We start from the raw sequence: 18,542 nt of genomic DNA on the forward strand, positions 1-18,542 counted from the left end.
AAGGAGCAAACCGTGTGCCAACGCGCGGGCAGCCGGGCACCGCGCTAGCGCGGAAACGGGGAGGTTACGGTGAGATGGCGGGTGCCGAAGGTGCGCGCGCGCACGGAGCGCGCGCAAAAATGCGGGCATTGTTACGCACGCCGCGGGTGGCCGGCATGTAAAACGGGGTGGTGTGGGGCCGGTTTTACACGGGCGGCCCGCGTTGCACGGAATGCGGTTCAAGCGGACCCGTGAAGCCTGGTGCCGCTCACGTGGCAGCCATGTGGCACGCGCGTGGCACTCGCATGAAATTCATCCGAACGCCGCGCAGCGGCCTTGTCACGAACCCAGCAGCCCCGCCGCGATGTTCACGCACAGGCCGAGCACCGCGACGTTGAAGTAGAACGACAGGACCGATTGGGCGAGCGTCGCGCGGCGAATTTCGCGTGAGCGCAACACGACATCGGAAGTCTGCGACGCGACCGCGATCGTGAACGAGTAGTACAGGAAGTCCCAGTAGTTCGGCAGTAAATGGTGATCGGGAAACTTCAACGCGGTCTCTTGCGCGTCCGTGTCGTAGTAGAGGCGCGCGTAGTGCAGCGTGAAGATCGTCGGAATCAGAAACCATGCGCCGATCAGCGTCAGACCGGTCAGCAGGTAGTGCCAGACGGTCGTTGCGCCGCCCGCGCCCTTGGCCGACGCGAGTTCGAGCACGATCGCGGCGACGCTCGCGATCGTCGCGACGCAGATGACGACCAGCACGACGCCCGCGTTTTCGTCGTCGCGCATCGCGTATTCGCGCACGCGGTGCTCGTCGGCAAGAGCCATATGCACCCAGATCATCAGCAGGTAGCTCCAGATGGCCGCGTCCCAGCCGATCAGTGTGCGGGCGATCGGACTCGTATGACCGGGCACGAGGAACGCGACGACGATCCCGATCACGAGGCCGATCACCGTGCGGGGCCGATTGCGAAGAAGCTGGGGATAGTAGTTGATGGACATGGATTCGATGAACGACGAAGTGTAGGGCAGTCGGTGTCGCGGATTCTACGCGTGCAACGCGGACCGATTGTCGAATGGTGGGTCACAGGCTATAGTCTTTCGCGGCGGCCTTGCGCGCCGCTTTCAGTTGAAAGGCGATTGCTAGATAACGGCAGCAATCGTTGCGATCATGCATGCAACACCGCACATGCGGCGCGCGTGAATCACGCGCACGGATACGAGACCGCTGAAGCGGCGTAAGACCAGGTTTGGGGAAGAGCAAACGAAGCGGCGGGCGAACGGCATCATGCCCTCGCCGCGCTGCTCGTCGAGAACGACTCATCATCTGGAGCCCCCATGACAGATGTTCCTGAGGATAACGATGCGCATCCCCACGTGACGCATCGGCAAGGAGCGAAGTCTTATCGCAATGCCACACGTTTCACCGGCTTGCCGCCGTCGTTTTCCGCTTCGCGCAGGGCCTGGGTGCTCGGCTCGTGCGCGACGGCCGCGGCGCTCGCGTTCGCCGGCGCGAGCCGTTCGCTGGCGTGGATCGCGCCCGCCTTCGCCGATACGCGGCCAGCCGGGGGCGGACTCGATGCCTTCCTCGCGCTTTCGCAACACCTCACCGGTCGTAGCAGTTTCGATACCGTGCTTGGCCAACGTGTCTACGATGCGCTGTCGCGTGCCGATAACCAGTTCGCGCAGAACGTCGCGGCGCTGAACACGTGGCTGCAAGGCCACGGCGGCGTGCCGTCCGATACGGTCACGCAGGCGCTGCAGACCGACCAGCCCGCGCTCGCGAAAACGGTCGGCGCGATCATGCGCGCGTGGTACCTGGGCCTCGTCGGCGACATGCCGCACGTCCAGGTGATCGCGTATGAAAAGGCGCTGATGTTCGAGCCCGTGCAAGACGTGCTCACGATTCCCTCCTATTGCCGCGACGTGCCGTTCTACTGGACGCAGAAGCCGACGCCCGCGTGAGCCGCGCGAGCTCGCGAGCGGGCCACGCCAGCAGCGCAACCAGCACGCCGGACCCGCAAGCGTCGCACGAACAAAGCCCGCAACTGGCAGGGCATCGAAGAGAGAAACGATGGCAAACACACAATCCGCCGATATCGTCGTGGTCGGCTCCGGCGTCGCCGGCAGTCTGGTTGCGCATCAGCTGGCGCTGGCGGGCGCGTCGGTGATCCTGCTCGAAGCGGGGCCGCGCATTCCGCGCTGGCAGATCGTCGAGAACTTTCGCAACTCGCCGGCCAGGTCCGACTTCGCGACGCCGTATCCGTCGACGCCTTACGCGCCGCATCCCGAGTACGCGCCCGCGAACAACTACCTGATCCAGAAGGGCGATTATCCGTACAACTCACAATACGTGCGGCTGGTCGGCGGCACGACCTGGCACTGGGCGGCCGCCGCGTGGCGGCTGCTGCCGTCGGACTTCCAGTTGCGCAAGCTGTATGGCGTCGGGCGCGACTGGCCGTATCCGTACGAAACGCTCGAGCCGTGGTACGTGGCCGCCGAAGTGCAGCTCGGCGTGTCCGGTCCCGATAGTTCGATCGATCTCGGTTCGCCGCGCTCGAAGCCCTATCCGATGCAGCAGTTGCCACTGTCGTACATGGATCAGCGGTTCAGCGACGTGCTCAACGCGCGGGGCTTCAAGGTCGTGCCCGAACCGGTCGCGCGCAACAGCCGGCCGTACGATGCGCGGCCCACCTGCTGCGGCAACAACAACTGCATGCCGATCTGCCCGATCGCCGCGATGTACAACGGCGTGATTCACGCGGAGAAGGCCGAGCAGGCCGGCGCGAAACTGATTCCCGAAGCGGTCGTGTATCGCATCGAAGCGGACGACAAAGGGCTCATCACGGCGGTCCACTACAAGGACCCGAACGGCAATAGCACACGCGTCACCGGCAAGCTGTTCGTGCTCGCGGCGAACGGCATCGAAACGCCGAAGCTGATGTTGATGTCGACCTCCGACAAATTCCCGCACGGCGTCGGCAACAGCTCCGATCAGGTGGGCCGCAACCTGATGGACCATCCCGGCACCGGCGTCACGTTTCTCGCCAACGAACCGCTGTGGCCCGGCCGTGGCCCGATGGAGATGACCTCGATCGTCAACTTCCGCGACGGCGCGTTCCGCTCCGATCACGCGGCGAAGAAGCTGCATTTGTCGAACGGCGTGCCGACGATGGGCGTCACCGCCGACCTGCTGAAAAAAGGCCTGACCGGCGCCGAGCTCGACCGGCAGATTCGCGACCGCGCGGCGCGCACGCTGAACATCAACAGCTTTCACGAACATCTGCCGGAGCCTCAGAACCGCATCGTGCCGTCGACAGATCACAAGGACGCGCTCGGGATTCCTCAGCCCGAGATCTATTACTCGATCAACGACTACGTGAAGAAGAGCGCCGCCAATACGCACGAACTGTATGCGCAGATCGCGACGCTATTCGGCGGCACCGAGGTCTCGTTCGACGACAGCTTCGCGCCCAACAATCACATCATGGGCACGACGATCATGGGCAGCGATGCGGCGAGTTCGGTCGTCGACGCGGACTGCCGCACGCACGATCATTCGAACCTGTTCATCGCGAGCAGCGGCGTGATGCCCACCGCCGCGTCGGTGAACTGCACGCTGACGATCGCTGCACTGTCGCTGAAACTGGGCGACAAGCTGAAGCGCGAAATCTGAGCGCCGACCGGAGAGCCACAATGACGAAGAACACCTGTCGCGCGCAGCCGGACCCTGTGCTGATGCACGTCAACCAGCGCCGCCGCTTCGGCGGCGCGGCGCTCGCGGCCGCGTTTTCGCTGTTTGCGCTGTCGATGGCGTGGCACGAGTCGCACGGCCCGGACGCAAACTCGACCGACGAAATGCCGATCACCCAGGCGCGCGCCGACGACGCGGCGCAGGCTTCGGTCGGCGGCCCGGCCATGCTCGCCGGCAAGGCCGCGAATGGCGAACTCGTGAAGCGCGGCCAATACCTGACCCGTGCTGCCGATTGCGCGGCCTGCCATACGGCGGACAAGTCGCGCCCATTCGCGGGCGGCCTGCCGATCAGCACACCGTTCGGCACGATCGTGACGCCGAACATCACGCCCGATCCCGACACCGGCATCGGCCAATGGAGCGACGCCGATTTCATGCGCGCGATGCACGAAGGCATCGGCAAAGGCGGCGAGCGGCTCTATCCGGCGTTCCCGTACACCGCCTACACACGCGTGACCGAACAGGACGTGCTCGCGATTCGCGCGTATCTGAACACGCTCGCGCCGATTCACTACACGCCGCCCTCGAACAGCCTCAAGTTCCCGTTCAATCAGCGCTGGCTAATGGTGTTCTGGAACCTGTTCAACTTCACCGAGGGGCGCTTCGTGCCGGACCCGAAACAGAGCCCTGAATGGAACCGAGGCGCGTATCTGGTCGAAGGGCTCGCGCATTGCGAGGAATGCCATACACCGCGCAATTTCATGCAGGGGCTGAAGTCGAGCGCGCGTTTCTCCGGTGCGGTGCAGGCCGGCTGGCATGCGTTCAATATCACGCCGGACAAGCTGAGCGGCGTCGGCGACTGGCGCGACGACGAACTCAAGTCGTATCTGTCGACCGGCGCGGCGCCGAGCCGCGCAAACGCGGCCGGCCCGATGGGCGAAGTGGTCGCGAACAGCACGCAGTACCTGACGCCGGTGGATCTGCGCTCGATCGTCGTGTTCTTGCGCTCGGTGCCGGCCGTGAGCGGCGGCGACGCGCGTCCCCGTCATCAATGGGGCAAGCCGGCCAGCGACGTCACCGCCATGCGCGGCACCGCGATCACCGGCGTGAACGGCGCGCAGCTGTTCGTCGCCAATTGCGCGACCTGTCATGGCTGGACCGGGCAGGGCGTGGGCGCGAGCGCGCCGGGCGCGTATCCGTCGCTGATCCACAACTCGACGGTCGGCGCGAACGACGCGAACAATCTCGCGTTGGTCATTCTGCACGGCGTGAATCGCACGACCGCGCACGCGGACGTGCTGATGCCCGGGTTCGGCGGCCATCTCGACGACGAGCAGATCGCGGCGATCACCAACTACGTGACGAAACAGTTCGGCAATCCGCAGGCGACGATCGCGGCCGACCAGGTGGCGAAGCTGCGCACGCTGCAATAGCGCGCGGGACGACTCGGGCGCGCGCCAGGAGTGACTCGCGCAAACGTGCATTTCCGGTAACGCATACCGCAAATGTGGCGTTTCAGCGTCATTTTTGCGTCGTTCGATGTCTTTCTTGATCGATGAAGCGTGCGAATACGATAGGCACCCCGCATACGCGTGCGCGTCGGCCGCATTATCATGGTGGGATGAATTCCATCCCCGCCAACTTCGTTCAGCATCACGACGCCAACGAGGCCGGCCGCGATTTCGTGGTCGGCGATCTGCACGGCTGCGTCGACGCTTTGCGCTACCTGCTGCGTCAGATCGCGTTCGATCCGACGTGCGACCGGCTGTTTTCGGTCGGCGATCTGGTCGATCGGGGCGAGCACTCGGAGCAGGCGCTCGCGCTGCTCGCGAAGCCGTGGTTCCATGCGGTGCTCGGCAATCACGAGGACGCGCTGTGCGCGGTCGCCGACGGCCGCTTGCGGCGGCAGTGGTGGTACGGCATCGGCGGCGCGTGGGCGGCCGACGTGCCCGACGAGCGTCTGCGCTATTACGCCGAGCATCTGCGCACGCTGCCGCTCGTGCGCGTGATCGGCAGCGGCAAGGCGCGCTTCAACGTTCTGCACGCCGAATTTTTCGGCTCCGACGCCGAGCTCGACGCGGGCAATTATTCGGCCGAAACGCGCCAGCAATTGCTGTGGGGTCGCGAGCTCGCGCTGGGCAACGGCGATCCGCTGCGGCAGCGCGGGCTGTCGCTGACTTATTGCGGCCATACGCCGGTGCGCGACATCACGCAGATCGGCTCGCAAGTGTTCATCGATACGGGCGCGTTCGGGCCGGACGGCACGTTGACGATCGTGCAGCCGCAGGCGTTGCGTCGTTGGTCGATCTCGGTCGAGGCCGCGCGCGCGGAAGGGGCGGCGGAATTGGCCTTGCCTTGAACGGCTGAAGTCCCCGCGCTGCTTCGCCGCTCTTCTGTCACCCGACCTGATTCAACTCGAACACCATATCGACGCTCCTGCCGTTCCAGTTGTATTCGAGGTATGCCGCGTGATGGCAGTCGCGCAGCAGCATCGTGCGGAATGCCGCGAGGCATTCGCCAGCGCTGTCGCGGACCGACGGATACACGATGCCCGGCGCGCCCGCCGCGCGTACCGCGCGCCCGAGCGCCTGTCCGGGAAGGTAGTCGTCGGGCGACAGCACGGCGGGATCGAACTCGGGGTCGCGACGCAAGTCGACCACGCTGCCTTGTGCGACTACCGTGTAGAGACGCATCTGTTGACGCATCGGCGGCTCGGCGGTCGCCTGGAGAAATTGACCCGTGTGATGGCGTGTTTCGGCGATCGCCGTCGCGCGTGAACGCGCGCAATAGAACACGCCGTAGGTGCCGTCGGAAAAGCGGCTGCCGAGCGGATTCAGATGCGTGAGCGCGGCCATGATCGGTCCGTAGCCGGGCCCGAAACGGCGCTCCTCGCGCGGCACCAGATCGAGTTCGCCGATTTCTGTGCGCAAACGGTCGTTGGTCATCGCTTCGAGCGCGTACAGCGCGTCGAAATCCTCCGGCGATGCGACCCGATCGAACAGGTTGATGGCCGGAAAGCGCGTCGGAATCACGCGATACGCGGGCGACCAGTCGAGCGCGGCGCTGGTCCAGCGGTCCTGCCATTGCGGTTGCGTCACGCCCAGCCGCCTCGCATTGCGTCGAGATACTGGCGCACGGCTACGAGATCGCTGATGTTGCCCGCCAGCATGCGGTCCAGCGCGCGTTTGCCGCCGAACGGCGGCGCGCTGTTGGGGCGTTTGACCCAGGTGTCGGCGGCGCTCGGCTGCGGCAGCAGAATCTGCAGCGCCTTGTAGATGCCGAGCAGCAGCGACAATCGCTCCAGCGTGTCGTGGCTGAGGCGCGCGGTCTCGGGCGTCGCCCTCCACTTGAAGAACGTCGAGCGGCCCGGCTTGCCGAGCAGCACGATCTGCTCGTCGGCGCTCAGGTCCCAGTCGCGCGCGATGTTGAAGAACGCACGCAGACCGGCCGAGGACATCTGCGTCAGCGTGGGTTCCGAAAGCGATCGTCGCGGCGATGCCTCGGGCGAGGAAATTCGGGCAGCGTGAGCCATTGCGGGTAAGTCCCTATGTGTACTTTTTAAGAATATTAGTCCAAAAGTGGATTTTTGCAAGAGAATATAATCCCGGCTCGTTTTGGCAGTCGTCGATCAGGAGAAGCAGCAGATGCGGGTTCGAGCAGTAGCAGCGGCGCTGGCCGTGTGGTGTGTGTCGGAGATGGCGTTGGCTGCCGGTTATGGGGAAGTGTGGAATCCGCCGGAGGCGAGCGGGCATATCGCGAGCGGACACGTTACCCAACAGGCGCACGCGCGGAAAAAACCCGAGGCGGTGAAAGTGAAGGCGGGCGCCAAGGGCGGCATCAAGACCAAAACTGGTGCGCATGCGCGGCAGACGGCGAGCGCCCGGCACGCGGCAACCCATGTCGCGTCGGCCGGCGCGGCCCACGGCGGCAAACTTGCGGCGCATGGGAACGGCGAGAAACATCTCGTGGCGGGCGGGAACGTGAAAGGCGGTACGAAAGTCGCGGCGTCGGGCCCGAACCGGTCGCACGCCACCGTGACCGCGAAGCACGCGCAGCCACATGTGCAACTGGCGCACGCGAAGCCGGCTCAGGGCAAGGTCGTGCACGCCGATTTCGCGGCGGCTCACACCGCGCGTCCGCATGTGGACAAGGTCGCGGCGAAGCCCGTGATTTCCCGTGCGAATCTGATCAAACCGCCCGTGCGGACTTCGTCGGACGCGTCCGCAAACGTTAGCGACATCGCGCCGATGGCCTCCGTGCCCAATCCGGCGACCGCCAGCAGCGGTTCGCTGCCGCCAATCATCCACTAAGGCTGCTTCGAGCGGCGCGGCGCGGCGCGGTGTGGCATCGGTCTTGGCGTCACGCCGTGGCGAGGCCGTTTGCAAGCAGCCGCAGCGTTTCCGCCGAGCGGGCCTCGCGCACGCGCGAATGCAGCGTCACACGCGATTCCGGCAGCGCCGGCAAGCTGAGCCGCGCGCCGACGTCGATCAGACCGCGCGGCGCAACCCGACGCGCGAGCGGCGACACGGCGAGCCCAGCGGCCACAGCCGCGCCCACTGCCGCGACGCCACCACCCACAAACACCTCCTGCCAGGCGATCCCCGCCGCCGTCAGCGTGCGCAACGCGACGTCACGCACGTTGCACGGCGGGCTCAATAGCGCGAGCGCTAGCGGCTCACCGACTCGCGGCAGCCATGCCGGCGTCGCGAGCCAACCGAGCGGTTCGCTGAACAGCGTCTGCGCGTCATCGCGCGGCGGTTCGTCGGCGCCGTAGCGGACGATCGCCGCATCGAGCCGGCGTTCGTCGAACTGCGCGAGCAACGCCGCCGATGTGCCCATATGCAACTCGACCACGAGGCCCGGATCGTGTGCGTTGAGCCGGCCGAGCAGGTGCGGCAGATCGGAGCCCGCGACGTGCTCGCTGAGCCCGAGCACGAGCCGCCGCCGCTCCACCGACAGCGCGCCGAGCGCGCGCTCGTGCGCGTTCAGCAACTCGCGCGCGGCGCCGAGAAACGCGTGGCCGTCGGCGGACAGGCGCACGATGCGCGGCGTGCGCTCCAGCAACTGCTTGCCCAGGTGCGCCTCCAGTCGCTTCAGCTTCAGGCTGACGGCCGATTGCGTGGTGTCGAGCGCGTCCGCGGCGCGCGTGAAGCTGCGCAGATCGGCGACCAGCACGAAGGCGCGCACCGCATCGAGATCGAGGACTTTCATTTCGGATGGAAATGGATGAAATAGACAGGGATATCTGTTTATTATGACCGAGCGCGCCTAAGCTGTGTTCAACCCAACACCGCAAACAAGGAGGCCATCATGCCGCTCACCCGGATCTCACTGCGCGCCGGCAAGCCGGCCGAGTACCGCCAGGCGCTGAGCGCCGGCATCCAGCGCTCGCTGGCGGACACGTTCAACGTGCCGAAGGACGACATGTTCATGCTGATCACCGAGCACACGGCCGACAACATGATCTACGACCGGCAGTACCAGAATATCGAGCGCGGCGACGATCTCGTCGTGATCCAGCTGACCGTCAGCAACACGCGCTCGGTCGAGCAGAAGAAGGCGCTGTACCGGCGCATCGTCGATGAACTCGGGAAGTCGCCGGGCGTGCGGTCCGAGGATGTGTTCATCAATCTCGTCGAGGTCGAGAAGGAGAACTGGTCGTTTGGGAATGGACTGTGCCAGTACTGCTCAGGGCAGTAAGCATACAGTGGGCGGCTGAAGACGACCCTTTATAGATAGTCCGTCCCACTTTCATCGATACTGGTGGCACTGGCAGCGAGCTGCCAGTGCAGGCGGAACATGCACCCGTGGACTACGAATAAGTCGACCCAAACGCTGGACGATTGCTGAGTTAGCTTCGAGTCCACCGGCGCCCTTGCGCGCGATAACGAATACTCAGCGTCCCAAACCCGTGCCGGGTACGGTGTTCCTGAAGAAACGATGTTGCGATGGCGATGGGCTATAACGTGGTCAGCAGCGCCGCGATGACCGAAAACCCATTGGTGCGAGCTTACGACGTTGGCAAGCGTCGTGAAGCGAGCCCGGCACTCAGCATGGTCCGGGAATCGTCGGTGACAGTGGCGAGCGGCGCGAGCCGCATCCCGTTTGAGAGATCGAGTCCTATACGACGCTTCCCATGGCGCTGCCATTCATCAACGATCGCGAGACAAACGATGGCAATGCGCAAGCGGGAAGACGGTCCCGAAGTGTTTCCGAACGCAGCGGGAATCGATATAGGTAGTTCGAGCCACTGGGTAGCGGTACCCAGGACCGCGGACGATGGGCCGGTGCGAGAATTCGGCACGATGACCGACGATCTGAACGCGATGGCCGACTGGTTGCTGGCGTGCGGTGTCGATACGGTGGCACTCGAATCGACCGGAACCTACTGGATACCGGTGTACGAGGTGCTGGAGCGGCGCGGGCTGGCGGTGTGGCTGGTTGACGCGCGGCAGATGAAGTACGTACCGGGCCGCAAGAGCGACGTGCAGGACTGCCAGTGGCTGCAGAAGCTGATGAGCCTGGGGCTGCTGCGGGCGGCCTGGCGCCCCGGCGACGAGGTCTGCGTGGTGCGCGCGGTGGCACGCCAGCGCGAGGTGCTGCTCACTGAACAGGGCAGCTGGGTGCAGCGCATGCAGAAAGCGCTGGTGCAGATGAATATCCAGCTTACCGAGGTGCTGAGCGACATCATGGGGACGACGGGACAGGCGATCATCCGCGCCATCGTCGCGGGCGAACGCGATCCGAAGGTGCTGGCCCGCTTTCGTCACGGCCGGATCAGGCGCAGCGCCGACGATATCGCGCGTGCATTAACAGGCAACTGGCGCGAGGAGCACCTGTTTGTGCTCAAGCAGGCGCTGGCGATGTACGACGACCTTGCCCGTCATCTTGGCGAATGCGATACCCGCCTGCAGACGCTGGTGGACGAGCGTGGCGGGCACCACGTCGACCTGGGCAAGGCGCCGAAGGCCGGCACCAGGCTGCGAATCAACTTTAACGAGCGGCAGAGACTCGCCAACTGGGCGGGCGTCGATCTCACACGCATCAACGGCTTGGGTGTGTCCACCGTCCTGACACTGCTGTCCGAGATCGGCCCGGACCTGAGCCGCTTTGCCAGCGTCAAGCAATTCTGTTCGTGGCTGGGGCTGACACCCGGCACAAAGATCAGCGGCGGCAAGGTATTGTCCTCGGCCACGAAGCGCTCGGCCAACCGGGCGCGGCAGGCGCTCAAGATGGCGGCCATGACCCTTTCCCATAGCGACTCGGCGCTGGGCGCGTTTTACCGCCGCCTGTGCGCCCGCATGGACAAGCCGCGCGCCAACACCGCAGTCGCACACAAGCTCGCGCGCATGGTGTACTTCATGCTTACTCGCGGCGAGGCCTTCGTCGATCAAGGGCAGCAGCGCTACGAAGAGCAGCAACACCAACGAAGTATCGCTGCCCTCAAACGTCGCGCCGCCAAGCTTGGGTTCCGCCTTGAATCAGTTCCGGTGACAACGTAAAAGCTACCGCCGAATAGCTTTTGTTTCTTGAGAGGGTTTTGCCGCGCGTATTCGCAGGCAATTTGAAAGGTTAGGTAGCTTTTCCCTACCCCGCCTTTGTTGTTCCAGACCGCGTAAATAGCCATGCTTAAGGGGCCTCCTTTTGTTGGGGCACATGCTACAGGAACCCGGATGCTTACTGTTAAGTGGTGAACGTTCGGGGCGCCCGTTGGCACACGACCGTCGTCGAGATGGACGACAAGCCTTGCCACGCGCCAGGGCCTTCGGAAGCCCTCTAATCCAGCTAGCCCTTTAGCCTCTACCGTAATAGGGCCACAACGTCTGCTTTCAAGCTTAGACGGCCGGCCAACACAAAAGACCGAAAGGCCGCAGCTGGCCGTGTCCACACACACGCCTTTCGATGGTTGCGCCGCGTCATGCGGTCAATCTCGGGCTTACGGCGGCGCAGATCGTTACCGTCCTTTCATGAGCCGCAAGAATCTGCTTAAGCATTGCCTGGCTTGGCTTTTCGCGGTTTTCGGAGCGTGCTATTTTGCGTATCGCTCGGCAATTGGATTGCGCAGTACGCAAGCCGTCCCGACTAGCGGCCATGCGTCATCAAAGAGCGAACCACCGACCAAATTGCGATATTTCAACAAATATCGAAATATAACGGTGAAGTGGATATAGTGTCTTTATGGACACGATCAATGCCGTACGCGCGCTCGGCGCGCTCGCTCACGAATCCCGTCTCGCGATCTTTCGCCAGCTCGTCGTTGCCGGCCCCGAAGGCATGGCGGCTGGTGAAATAGCGCAGCAGTTAGGCATTTCGCCTTCCGGCCTTTCATTCCACCTGAAAGACCTGACACACGCCGGACTGGTGAGTCCGCGACAGGAAGGGCGCTTCGTCATCTACACCGCAAACTTCGACGCGATGACGTCGCTGATCGGCTTCCTCACAGAGAACTGCTGCTCCGGTGCATCGTGCGCCGCGAGCGACCTTTCCAACTGCTGCCGAGACGAAACATGAAACGCATGCACATTCACGTGGCTGTGGACAATCTTGCCGACAGCATCCGCTTCTACAGCGCGATGTTTGGCAACGTCGAGCCGACGGTCATCAAGAGCGATTACTGCAAGTGGGAGTTGAGCGACCCCGTCGTGAACTTCGCGATCTCGCAACGCGGGGCGAAACCTGGCGTCGATCACATTGGCATCCAGGTCGAAACCGATGAAGAACTGGCAGAGATGAACGCGCGCTTCGCCGCCGCTGAAGTTCCCGTGCAGCACCAGAGCGGCACGACATGCTGTTACGCGAAGTCGGACAAGGCGTGGACCGTCGATCCGCAAGGCGTGGCCTGGGAAACCTTTCTGACCCTCGAATCGGCTCCCATCTATGGGCAATCTCATACCCAAGAGGCATTGGCAGCAAACGAATCCGCGGCAGCCTGCTGCGCTCCGTCCCAGACAAGCATTTCATTTCGGAGCCGCACGTGAGCGGCAAACCATATTCCGTACTGATTCTCTGCACGGGCAACAGCGCACGCAGCATCATGGCCGAGGCGCTGTTCAACGTGCTTGGCAAAGGACAGTTTCGCGCGTACAGCGCGGGCAGCCATCCATCCGGCGCAGTCAATCCGTTCGCGATCGAGAAATGCGCGGCACTGGGCTACGACACCGCGAAGATGCGCAGTAAGAGCTGGGACGAGTTCGCAACGCCCGACGCGCCGCAGATGGACTTCGTCATTACCGTATGCGATCAGGCCGCGGGCGAGGTCTGCCCGATCTGGCCCGGCAAGCCGATCAGCGCGCACTGGGGCTTTGAAGATCCCGCAGCCTGCCAGGGAACCGACGACGAGAAGCGCGAAGTTTTCGACAAGGTTTATCGACAGATCATGAATCGCGTGAGCCAGTTCGTGAACCTGCCGCTGCACGCGCTCAACCACGACGCAATCCAGCGCGAAATGCGCGCCATTGGCGAGCGTCCGGCAGAGGAAACCAATGAGTCGCGCTGAGGCTCGTGCCGCCGCGCGCCCGGCTATCGGCTTCTTCGAGCGCTATCTGACGGTGTGGGTCGCGCTGTGCATCGTGGCAGGCGTGATACTCGGCCAGTTGTTGCCGGGCGCATTTCAGGCGCTCGGGCGCATGGAAGTCGCGCACGTCAACCTGCCCGTCGGCGTGCTGATCTGGGTGATGATCATCCCGATGCTCATCAAGATCGACTTCTCGGCGATGAAGCAGGTCGGCAGCCAATGGCGCGGCATCGGCGTGACGCTCGCGGTCAACTGGCTCGTCAAACCGTTCTCGATGGCCGTGTTGGGCTGGGTGTTCATTCGTCACGTGTTCAGGCCGTGGCTGCCCGTCGAGCAACTCGACAGCTACCTCGCAGGTCTCATCCTGCTCGCCGCCGCGCCGTGCACGGCAATGGTCTTCGTGTGGTCGCAGCTGTGCAAGGGCGACCCGTATTTCACTCTGTCGCAGGTCGCGCTGAACGACTCGATCATGGTCGTGGCGTTCGCGCCACTCGTCGCGTTACTGCTCGGGCTGTCCGCGATTACAGTGCCTTGGGACACACTGATCGCTTCGGTTGGCCTTTACATAGTGATCCCGGTCATCCTCGCGCAACTGCTGCGCCAACGCTTTCTTCGAAAGGGCGAAGAGCATTTCCGTAGCGTCGTTGCCCGTCTCGGTCCCTGGTCCATCTGCGCCTTGCTCGTGACGCTGGTCCTGCTGTTTGCGTTTCAGGGTCAGCAGATCGTTGAGCAGCCGCTGGTGATCGCGATGCTCGCCGTGCCAATCCTCATTCAGGTGTTTCTGAACTCGGGACTGGCCTACCTGCTCAACCGCCAGCTGGGCGTCGCACATTGCGTCGCTGGCCCGTCGAGTCTGATTGGCGCAAGCAACTTCTTCGAACTCGCCGTGGCCACGGCCATCAGCCTGTTCGGTTTTCATTCGGGTGCCGCACTGGCAACGGTGGTTGGGGTTCTGATCGAGGTCCCCGTGATGCTGCTCGTCGTGGGGGTCGTGAACCGTTCGCAAGCATGGTACGAATCAGGGCAGCGGAACGCCGCGCCCAACTTGGGGAGAAACGGATCGTGATGAGTGATCTGCCGAACGTCAGCCCTATTCACCTCGATATACCGGACGTGGACAAGCTGGCACCCGTGACGACTTCAACGCATCCGCCACGCATCCTGCTGCTTTACGGGTCGCTGCGAGCAACGTCGTATAGCCGGCTGCTGACGCTCGAAGCCGAGCGCATCCTCCGTCATTTCGGAGCGCAAACGCGGGTATTCGACCCGCACGGCCTGCCGCTCGCCGATAGCGTCCCGGCAGATCATCCGAAGGTCGTCGAACTGCGCAAGCTGTCCGAGTGGTCGGAGGGGCAGGTTTGGTGCAGCCCGGAACGCCACGGCAATCTCACGGCCGTATTCAAGAATCAGATCGACTGGCTGCCGCTCGAAAGCGCGGGAATACGGCCGACCCAAGGGCGCACGCTGGCTGTGATGCAGGTGTGCGGAGGCTCGCAATCGTTCAATGCGGTAAACGCGCTGCGCGTGCTTGGCCGCTGGATGCGGATGGTGACCATCCCCAATCAGTCGTCGGTCGCGAAGGCATACCAGGAATTCGATTCCGATGGCCGTATGAAGTCCTCGTCCTACTATGATCGCGTGGTCGACGTGATGGAAGAACTGATCAAGTTCACGCTGCTCGTGCGGGACCGTTCGGACTATCTGACCGATCGGTACAGCGAGCGCAAGGAGGCCGCGCCCCTGCAAGCAAGCGTACTTGCAGGCTCGGCGATGCGACACGAAATCAACTCCAATGCCGACACCGACGACAGCGAAACCGAATGAACCCGACCACCTGCAAACCCGGCTAGAGACGTGGGTGCTGGCGTGGCTGAGCGGACTTGCTAGTCCTTACCCCACCGCCAGCGCGGCGGCTCGCCCTTCAGCCAGCACACGACCACGAGAGCCACGGTTAATAGCGCGACCAGCAAGGCGAACGTGAGCGGATGACCCGCGGGTTGAAACCGGAATACGACCACCCCGAGCAACACGAAATACGCGAGCAGCGTCACCCATCCTTGCCAGCGCACGGGAAGGCCCCAACCCCAGCCATAGCGTTTGGCTGGGAACCAGTATTCACGAGAGGGTGACATCGCGGGGTCTCCTGGTTCGGGCGCTTGCTCATTGTCGACGATTCACGGTCGGTAAGTGCAAGCATTGCATCTTCCGCCCTGTATCACGCGGGACTATATTTCCTGGACCGGCTTTAACCCGAGTCCATCGACAGGAAACGTTCCATGCAACCCGCAAACCAGCAAAAAACCGTGCTTCTGATCGGCGCCTCGCGCGGCCTCGGCTTTGCGATGGTCGAGGAGTATCTGAAGCGCGGCTGGCGAGTCATCGCGACCGGCAGGCAAAATTCCACGACCAGGCTCCTTCAGCTTGCGACGGCGTCACATGACGCACTCGAAGTCGAAACGGTCGACATCACGATGCCCGAACAGGTCGCCGCGTTGCGGGGCCGCCTCGAAGGACGTCCGATCGACCTGCTGTTCGTCAACGCCGGCGTCAAGAACGACGATAGTGAAACGATCGCGGATGTATCGACCGACGAATTCGTGCGCGTGATGGTGACGAACGCGTTGAGTCCGATGCGGGTCGTCGAGGCGCTGCAGGATCTCGTTCGGCCGACTGGCACGATCGGCGTGATGTCGTCGGGGCAGGGCAGCGTCGCCAACAACGAGAACGGCAACTACGAGGTCTATCGCGGCAGCAAGGCCGCGCTCAACATGTTCATGCGAAGCTTTGCCGCGCGTCATCGAAGCGATACCAGAACCCTGCTGCTGATGGCGCCCGGCTGGGTGCGAACCGATATGGGCGGGCCGGACGCGCGTCTGAGCATCGACGAAAGCATCCCGAACCTGGTCAGCACGATCGACGCTTACGACGGCCGTGCCGGTTTGCATTACCTCGACTACCTCGGCAGAGTCGTGCCATGGTGAGCGGCAAGCGTAGGGGCCAGCGGCGGAAGAGCGCGTCGCTATAATGATTCGCCGCCCTTCCACGTACCCTCAACCACTCTCTGCCATGACCGTCGACCGCCCCGAACCTCCCCGCGATGCCCTCGAACTCGGCGGCTCCGTCTGGTTTCAGGCGGGCACGCAGACGCTCGGCGGCGCGGCCCGCATCGCGCTGCTTGCGGCGATTGGCGAGACCGGCTCGATCACGAGCGCGGCGAAGGCGGTCGGCATCAGCTACAAAGGCGCGTGGGATGCCATCGACACGATGAACAACCTCGCCGGCGAGCCGCTCGTCGTGCGTCTGACCGGCGGCAAGGGCGGCGGCGGCACGACGCTGACGCCGCGCGCGGTGAAGCTGATCGAGACGTTTCGCGCGGTCGAGCGCGAGCATCGACGCTTTCTCGAACGCGCGGGCGCGGCGATTGGCGAGGGCTTCGCGACGGACTGGGACCTGATCGGCCGCATCGGCGTGAAGACGAGCGCGCGCAATCAGTTCTACGGCACGGTGTCGGCGATCGAGCGCGGCACCGTCAACGACGAAGTGTCGCTCGCGCTGCCCGGCGGCCACACGATCGTCGCCGTGCTCACGCACGAGAGCACCGAAGCCCTCGGGCTCGCGATCGGCGTGGCGGCGTTTGCGCTGATCAAGGCGTCGTGGGTCGTTTTGCTCGTACCGGGTGATGGCGATCGCGATGCGCCGTTGAACCTGTCGGCGCGCAATCAGTTGCGTGGCACCGTGCACAGCGTGAAGCGCGGCGCGGTGAGCGCGGAAGTGTCGCTGGGGCTCGAAGGCGGCGCGGTGGTCACGGCGGTCGTCACCAACGGCAGCGTCGACATGCTCGGTTTGCAGGAAGGCGCGAGCGCGGTCGCGGTGTTCAAGGCGTCGAGCGTAATACTTGGCGTGAAGGATTGAGGTTGCCGGGGCGTAACCAAGGCGCAATGCCACCCGCTCAACGAGGCGACGCCTCGCTGCGCGCATATCCTGCGAACGGATGATCCTCGCGCACGCGGCCGTCGCTGACCCGCACGACCTGATCGCCGAATGCGGCGACGTCGTCCGGATCGTGCGTGATCAGCACCATCGGAATATCGAGCCGCGTTTGCAGGTCCGATAGCTCGCGTCGCATGCGCTGGCGCAACTCACTATCCAGTGCGGAAAACGGCTCGTCGAGCAACAGCAGGCGCGGCTGCGAAACCAGCGCGCGCGCGAGCGCCACACGCTGCTTCTGCCCGCCCGACAACTGCGCCGGGTGATTGCCCGCCAAGCCCCTCAATTCGAGCGCATCGAGCCAGTAATCGACCTGCGCATGCGCGCCGCGCGCACGCGGATTGAGCCAGCCCCGGTGCAGCCCGAAGCCGATGTTCTGCCGCACATTCAGATGCGGAAACAGCGCGTAGTCCTGAAACAGATACGCGATCTTGCGCGCCTGCGGCTTCTGATCGATGCCGACCGCGCTATCGAACAAGGTGGTGCCGTGCAGCGTGATGGTCCCTTCATCGGGACGCAGCAAGCCGGCGATCGCCTGCAAGGTCAGGCTCTTGCCCGCACCCGACGGCCCGAACAGCACGAGCCGCTGCGTGCTCGCGCTGAACGCGACGTCGAGCGTGAAGCGCCGCTCGGCGGTCTCGAAGGTCTTGCGGATGGCGACGTTGAGCGGCATGTCAGCGGGCTCTCAGAAGCGTGTGCTGCGGCACGAGACGCCCCGCGAGCAGCAGGATCGTCACGCACGCGACCGATGTCACGAGCACGAGGAAGTTGGCGGTGCTGTCGTCGCCGGCCTGCACCGCCGAATAGACCGCGACCGACAGTGTCTGCGTGCGGCCAGGCAGATTGCCCGCGATCATCAGCGTCGCGCCGAATTCGCCGAGCGCGCGCGCGAACGCGAGCAGGCCGCCCGCGAGGATCCCGCGCGCGGCGAGCGGCAGCGTCACGCGGAAAAACACCGCGGCTTCGCTGACGCCGAGCGTGCGCGCCGCGCGCTCCAACTGCGGATCGACGCCCTCAAAGGCGGCGCGCGCGGACTTCAGCACGAGCGGAAACGCGACCACCGTCGACGCGATCACCGCGCCCTGCCACGTGAAGACGAGCTGGATGTCGAAGCGGTCGAGCCACGCGCCGATCACGCCGCGTCGGCCGAGCAGCACGAGCAGGTAATAGCCGAGCACGGTGGGCGGCAGCACGAGCGGCAGCATCAGCAGCGAATCGATCACGTCGCGCGCGCCGGAGCGCCAGCGCGACAGGCCGAGCGCGGCCGCGACGCCGAGCACGAGAGTGAGCGCGGTGGCCCATCCTGCGACCTTCAGCGATAGCAGCAGCGGAACCCAGGCCTGTTGCATGAGCGTGTGCTCTCCCCGT

Annotated in this window: 21 protein-coding genes; 14 read left to right on the forward strand and 7 right to left on the reverse strand. The window is 64.3% G+C overall.

The annotated features are described in order from the left end of the window. Nucleotides 1-318: 318 nt before the first annotated feature. Nucleotides 319-981, reverse strand: coding sequence for a DUF1345 domain-containing protein (locus OKW30_RS24200; protein WP_184072206.1), 663 nt, complete (start codon nucleotides 979-981; stop codon nucleotides 319-321). A gap of 336 nt (nucleotides 982-1,317) precedes the next feature. Between OKW30_RS24200 and OKW30_RS24205 the strand changes: the two genes are divergently transcribed. The 4 genes from OKW30_RS24205 to OKW30_RS24220 all read left to right on the forward strand — a co-directional run bounded on the left by OKW30_RS24205 (nucleotide 1,318) and on the right by OKW30_RS24220 (nucleotide 6,032). Then, complete coding sequence (locus OKW30_RS24205; RefSeq protein WP_187617544.1) at nucleotides 1,318-1,944, forward strand: sugar dehydrogenase complex small subunit; 627 nt, start codon at nucleotides 1,318-1,320, stop codon at nucleotides 1,942-1,944. A 109-nt stretch (nucleotides 1,945-2,053) separates the two neighbouring features. Then, nucleotides 2,054-3,655: a GMC family oxidoreductase gene (locus OKW30_RS24210; protein ID WP_429347843.1), complete on the forward strand. Its 1,602-nt coding sequence runs from the start codon at nucleotides 2,054-2,056 to the stop codon at nucleotides 3,653-3,655. Between the two features lie 20 nt (nucleotides 3,656-3,675). Further along, the gene (locus tag OKW30_RS24215) at nucleotides 3,676-5,106 is read left to right on the forward strand and encodes a cytochrome c (RefSeq protein ID WP_184072203.1); all 1,431 of its coding nucleotides are present in this window, start codon (nucleotides 3,676-3,678) and stop codon (nucleotides 5,104-5,106) included. Nucleotides 5,107-5,294: 188 nt separating this feature from the next. Further along, nucleotides 5,295-6,032, forward strand: a complete 738-nt coding sequence (locus OKW30_RS24220; protein ID WP_262421482.1) for a metallophosphoesterase — start codon at nucleotides 5,295-5,297, stop codon at nucleotides 6,030-6,032. Between the two features lie 37 nt (nucleotides 6,033-6,069). Here the strand turns inward: OKW30_RS24220 and OKW30_RS24225 are convergent, their stop codons facing one another. Together OKW30_RS24225 and OKW30_RS24230 are read right to left on the reverse strand one after the other, a co-directional pair. Continuing rightward, nucleotides 6,070-6,771, reverse strand: a complete 702-nt coding sequence (locus OKW30_RS24225; RefSeq protein WP_429347844.1) for an RES family NAD+ phosphorylase — start codon at nucleotides 6,769-6,771, stop codon at nucleotides 6,070-6,072. Next, nucleotides 6,768-7,130 (reverse strand): MbcA/ParS/Xre antitoxin family protein, encoded by a 363-nt coding sequence (locus tag OKW30_RS24230; protein ID WP_187628897.1) that lies wholly within the window; start codon nucleotides 7,128-7,130, stop codon nucleotides 6,768-6,770. Before OKW30_RS24230 ends, OKW30_RS24225 begins: the two co-directional genes overlap by 4 nt. A gap of 187 nt (nucleotides 7,131-7,317) precedes the next feature. Here OKW30_RS24230 and OKW30_RS24235 point away from each other — a divergent pair, with 187 nt between their 5' ends. Continuing rightward, entirely contained in the window at nucleotides 7,318-7,983 is a 666-nt protein-coding gene (locus tag OKW30_RS24235; protein WP_184072200.1) for a hypothetical protein, read from the forward strand. A 49-nt stretch (nucleotides 7,984-8,032) separates the two neighbouring features. Here OKW30_RS24235 and OKW30_RS24240 read toward each other — a convergent pair whose 3' ends face one another. Further along, nucleotides 8,033-8,884 (reverse strand): LysR family transcriptional regulator, encoded by an 852-nt coding sequence (locus tag OKW30_RS24240; RefSeq protein WP_429347845.1) that lies wholly within the window; start codon nucleotides 8,882-8,884, stop codon nucleotides 8,033-8,035. A gap of 99 nt (nucleotides 8,885-8,983) precedes the next feature. Between OKW30_RS24240 and OKW30_RS24245 the strand changes: the two genes are divergently transcribed. The 7 genes from OKW30_RS24245 (at nucleotide 8,984) to arsH (ending at nucleotide 15,011) form a co-directional block, all read left to right on the forward strand. Next, nucleotides 8,984-9,373, forward strand: coding sequence for a tautomerase family protein (locus OKW30_RS24245; protein ID WP_429347846.1), 390 nt, complete (start codon nucleotides 8,984-8,986; stop codon nucleotides 9,371-9,373). Between the two features lie 473 nt (nucleotides 9,374-9,846). Next, nucleotides 9,847-11,175 carry an IS110 family transposase gene (locus OKW30_RS24250; RefSeq protein WP_184071579.1) on the forward strand — a complete coding sequence of 443 codons (1,329 nt, stop codon included), beginning with the start codon at nucleotides 9,847-9,849 and terminating at the stop codon, nucleotides 11,173-11,175. A 676-nt stretch (nucleotides 11,176-11,851) separates the two neighbouring features. After that, on the forward strand, nucleotides 11,852-12,184 hold the full coding sequence (locus tag OKW30_RS24255) for an ArsR/SmtB family transcription factor (protein ID WP_018424160.1): 333 nt from the start codon (nucleotides 11,852-11,854) through the stop codon (nucleotides 12,182-12,184). Continuing rightward, the gene (locus OKW30_RS24260) at nucleotides 12,181-12,651 is read left to right on the forward strand and encodes an ArsI/CadI family heavy metal resistance metalloenzyme (protein WP_184057496.1); all 471 of its coding nucleotides are present in this window, start codon (nucleotides 12,181-12,183) and stop codon (nucleotides 12,649-12,651) included. Before OKW30_RS24255 ends, OKW30_RS24260 begins: the two co-directional genes overlap by 4 nt. Further along, entirely contained in the window at nucleotides 12,648-13,169 is a 522-nt protein-coding gene (locus tag OKW30_RS24265) for an arsenate reductase ArsC (protein WP_184036097.1), read from the forward strand. The genes OKW30_RS24260 and OKW30_RS24265 overlap by 4 nt, the downstream gene beginning before the upstream one ends. Further along, the gene (gene arsB, locus OKW30_RS24270) at nucleotides 13,156-14,253 is read left to right on the forward strand and encodes an ACR3 family arsenite efflux transporter (RefSeq protein WP_184072196.1); all 1,098 of its coding nucleotides are present in this window, start codon (nucleotides 13,156-13,158) and stop codon (nucleotides 14,251-14,253) included. The genes OKW30_RS24265 and arsB overlap by 14 nt, the downstream gene beginning before the upstream one ends. Further along, nucleotides 14,250-15,011: an arsenical resistance protein ArsH gene (gene arsH / locus OKW30_RS24275; RefSeq protein WP_429292010.1), complete on the forward strand. Its 762-nt coding sequence runs from the start codon at nucleotides 14,250-14,252 to the stop codon at nucleotides 15,009-15,011. The genes arsB and arsH overlap by 4 nt, the downstream gene beginning before the upstream one ends. Nucleotides 15,012-15,070: 59 nt before the next feature. On the opposite strand, the gene OKW30_RS24280 is transcribed toward arsH, so the two are convergent. Further along, complete coding sequence (locus OKW30_RS24280) at nucleotides 15,071-15,319, reverse strand: hypothetical protein (RefSeq protein WP_184054868.1); 249 nt, start codon at nucleotides 15,317-15,319, stop codon at nucleotides 15,071-15,073. A gap of 144 nt (nucleotides 15,320-15,463) precedes the next feature. Between OKW30_RS24280 and OKW30_RS24285 the strand changes: the two genes are divergently transcribed. Next, entirely contained in the window at nucleotides 15,464-16,168 is a 705-nt protein-coding gene (locus OKW30_RS24285; RefSeq protein ID WP_429347847.1) for an SDR family NAD(P)-dependent oxidoreductase, read from the forward strand. An 85-nt stretch (nucleotides 16,169-16,253) separates the two neighbouring features. Beyond that, entirely contained in the window at nucleotides 16,254-17,099 is an 846-nt protein-coding gene (locus OKW30_RS24290) for a TOBE domain-containing protein (protein WP_429347848.1), read from the forward strand. Nucleotides 17,100-17,136: 37 nt separating this feature from the next. On the opposite strand, the gene OKW30_RS24295 is transcribed toward OKW30_RS24290, so the two are convergent. Together OKW30_RS24295 and modB are read right to left on the reverse strand one after the other, a co-directional pair. Next, a complete protein-coding gene (locus tag OKW30_RS24295) occupies nucleotides 17,137-17,847 on the reverse strand; it encodes a sulfate/molybdate ABC transporter ATP-binding protein (RefSeq protein WP_187628864.1) in 711 nt (236 codons plus the stop codon). A gap of 1 nt (nucleotide 17,848) precedes the next feature. Beyond that, nucleotides 17,849-18,523 carry a molybdate ABC transporter permease subunit gene (modB, locus tag OKW30_RS24300; protein ID WP_090808372.1) on the reverse strand — a complete coding sequence of 225 codons (675 nt, stop codon included), beginning with the start codon at nucleotides 18,521-18,523 and terminating at the stop codon, nucleotides 17,849-17,851. Nucleotides 18,524-18,542 lie beyond the last annotated feature (19 nt).

The sequence above is a fragment of the Paraburkholderia sp. Clong3 genome, from assembly GCF_050436485.1.
Lineage (GTDB): Bacteria > Pseudomonadota > Gammaproteobacteria > Burkholderiales > Burkholderiaceae > Paraburkholderia > Paraburkholderia tuberum.

Excerpts from the sequence above, each read along its gene's own strand:
- OKW30_RS24200 (WP_184072206.1), bottom strand. The coding sequence starts at position 981 with ATGTCCATCAACTACTATCCCCAGCTTCTTCGCAATCGGCCCCGCACG.
- OKW30_RS24235 (WP_184072200.1), top strand. The coding sequence starts at position 7,318 with ATGCGGGTTCGAGCAGTAGCAGCGGCGCTGGCCGTGTGGTGTGTGTCG.
- OKW30_RS24220 (WP_262421482.1), top strand. The coding sequence starts at position 5,295 with ATGAATTCCATCCCCGCCAACTTCGTTCAGCATCACGACGCCAACGAG.
- OKW30_RS24260 (WP_184057496.1), top strand. The coding sequence starts at position 12,181 with ATGAAACGCATGCACATTCACGTGGCTGTGGACAATCTTGCCGACAGC.
- OKW30_RS24215 (WP_184072203.1), top strand. The coding sequence starts at position 3,676 with ATGACGAAGAACACCTGTCGCGCGCAGCCGGACCCTGTGCTGATGCAC.
- OKW30_RS24250 (WP_184071579.1), top strand. The coding sequence starts at position 9,847 with ATGGCAATGCGCAAGCGGGAAGACGGTCCCGAAGTGTTTCCGAACGCA.
- modB (WP_090808372.1), bottom strand. The coding sequence starts at position 18,523 with ATGCAACAGGCCTGGGTTCCGCTGCTGCTATCGCTGAAGGTCGCAGGA.
- OKW30_RS24280 (WP_184054868.1), bottom strand. The coding sequence starts at position 15,319 with ATGTCACCCTCTCGTGAATACTGGTTCCCAGCCAAACGCTATGGCTGG.
- OKW30_RS24210 (WP_429347843.1), top strand. The coding sequence starts at position 2,054 with ATGGCAAACACACAATCCGCCGATATCGTCGTGGTCGGCTCCGGCGTC.
- OKW30_RS24295 (WP_187628864.1), bottom strand. The coding sequence starts at position 17,847 with ATGCCGCTCAACGTCGCCATCCGCAAGACCTTCGAGACCGCCGAGCGG.
- OKW30_RS24230 (WP_187628897.1), bottom strand. The coding sequence starts at position 7,130 with ATGTCCTCGGCCGGTCTGCGTGCGTTCTTCAACATCGCGCGCGACTGG.
- OKW30_RS24255 (WP_018424160.1), top strand. The coding sequence starts at position 11,852 with ATGGACACGATCAATGCCGTACGCGCGCTCGGCGCGCTCGCTCACGAA.
- OKW30_RS24240 (WP_429347845.1), bottom strand. The coding sequence starts at position 8,884 with ATGAAAGTCCTCGATCTCGATGCGGTGCGCGCCTTCGTGCTGGTCGCC.
- OKW30_RS24290 (WP_429347848.1), top strand. The coding sequence starts at position 16,254 with ATGACCGTCGACCGCCCCGAACCTCCCCGCGATGCCCTCGAACTCGGC.
- OKW30_RS24245 (WP_429347846.1), top strand. The coding sequence starts at position 8,984 with ATGCCGCTCACCCGGATCTCACTGCGCGCCGGCAAGCCGGCCGAGTAC.
- OKW30_RS24205 (WP_187617544.1), top strand. The coding sequence starts at position 1,318 with ATGACAGATGTTCCTGAGGATAACGATGCGCATCCCCACGTGACGCAT.
- arsB (WP_184072196.1), top strand. The coding sequence starts at position 13,156 with ATGAGTCGCGCTGAGGCTCGTGCCGCCGCGCGCCCGGCTATCGGCTTC.
- OKW30_RS24285 (WP_429347847.1), top strand. The coding sequence starts at position 15,464 with ATGCAACCCGCAAACCAGCAAAAAACCGTGCTTCTGATCGGCGCCTCG.